Source organism: Coprococcus sp. ART55/1 (genome assembly GCF_000210595.1).
GTDB lineage: Bacteria > Bacillota > Clostridia > Lachnospirales > Lachnospiraceae > Coprococcus > Coprococcus aceti.
Genome location: NC_021018.1, coordinates 2385276 through 2386538, shown reverse-complemented (window position 1 = coordinate 2386538; position 1263 = coordinate 2385276). Strand labels below are relative to the sequence as shown.

General features: G+C 35.9%; 2 protein-coding genes and 1 pseudogene. All 3 read right to left on the bottom strand.

The window, feature by feature from the left end; genetic code table 11:
* Window positions 1–145 precede the first annotated feature (145 nt).
* Entirely contained in the window at window positions 146–583 is a 438-nt protein-coding gene (locus tag CCU_RS10710) for a DUF6572 domain-containing protein (protein ID WP_015534664.1), read from the bottom strand.
* Between the two features lie 138 nt (window positions 584–721).
* Window positions 722–1045 (bottom strand): hypothetical protein, encoded by a 324-nt coding sequence (locus tag CCU_RS10705; protein WP_208896169.1) that lies wholly within the window; start codon window positions 1043–1045, stop codon window positions 722–724.
* Window positions 1042–1263 (bottom strand): annotated as a pseudogene (locus CCU_RS10700) (hypothetical protein); the annotation flags it as partial. The pseudogene CCU_RS10700 and the gene CCU_RS10705, both read right to left, overlap by 4 nt.

Below are 1263 nucleotides of genomic sequence, written 5' to 3'. Positions count from 1 at the left end.
TGATACAAATTTCGCAGAATGCCGGTAATCCTTATGCTGTTTCCTTATGTATTATAACAAAAATGCAGGAAATTAGAATTCATAATTTGCCTTATGAGAAAGTCGGAAACGAGGTCAATTGTTTTTCTGATTTAGCATCGTTTACCTACTTTGTTCCATGCTCCACAATCATCTCAACATTCTCAAATACATCGACAAACACCTGCTTTGCTCTTTCTAAAAGCTTACGGCATATCTCTGGTTCCTCAAACAAAAAACTAACACGCAGTTCTACGTTTTTAACATTGGGGTACTTTTCTTTATATTGTCCTGAATCTATGTACCAGATATAGGTATTGAGTTTATCTTGCAACAGCAATAAATGTCGATTCATATCTGACCAGTCCATTCCGTCTGTAAGAAGAAGTATCAAGCTGGAGGTGTCTTGCTCATATGCCAAGCCATCAATGGTATCTGTTTTTTCAATATTAAACTTATCATCGTTATTCTCTAACTCCATATCATCACCTATTTCCTTTATTGTATCAAATAAATCTTTCCTTTTTTCGTACCATGTAATAACTTTAGAAAGCTCATAATCCATCCTCCGCTTAAACTAATATCTCTGCATTATTAATATCCACACAATCAGTAATCATTTCGGTCCACTTATTCAAAATCCATTCTTTGTTAATACAATTAGGATTTCCATCTAACATAGATTCTTCTGGAAATATGTATTCTAGTTCCCCGCATCATGCATATCATCAAGATAAACTTCATTGTCCCTCTCACTGTATGATACATTAAGTTTCACATCATCTTTATAAAGCCTTCCGTCTCTGGCAGTAAGCATAACATCTATCTTTACAAAAGACTCCTGCCGTAGCTTTCGGGCCTTTTTTATTGACCAGATAGTGACCGGAATGAAACATAAAAATTCAAGAAACATAGGTAATACAAGAAATGAAATATCCGTTATACACATTACACCAAATATGATAAAAAACAAAACCATCCATACTAAAATAGGTGCCGATAAGTGCAGCGTATCTTTGTCATTCAAAACACGTAACTCCATGGGGACGTTCCTTTTGTCACAAAGAGCGTCCCCTGTATTATAAAATCGTGACATGGGGACAGTCCTCGTGACAAAAGCAACGTCCCTACTACAGTAAGTCTCAGTTGCTTGAACCAGTAGTAATACTGATCCTTTGATATGTTATTTTCAGCAAGCCAGTCCTTTGTTTTCATACCGCTGTTCCTGCATTCCTGAATAATCGC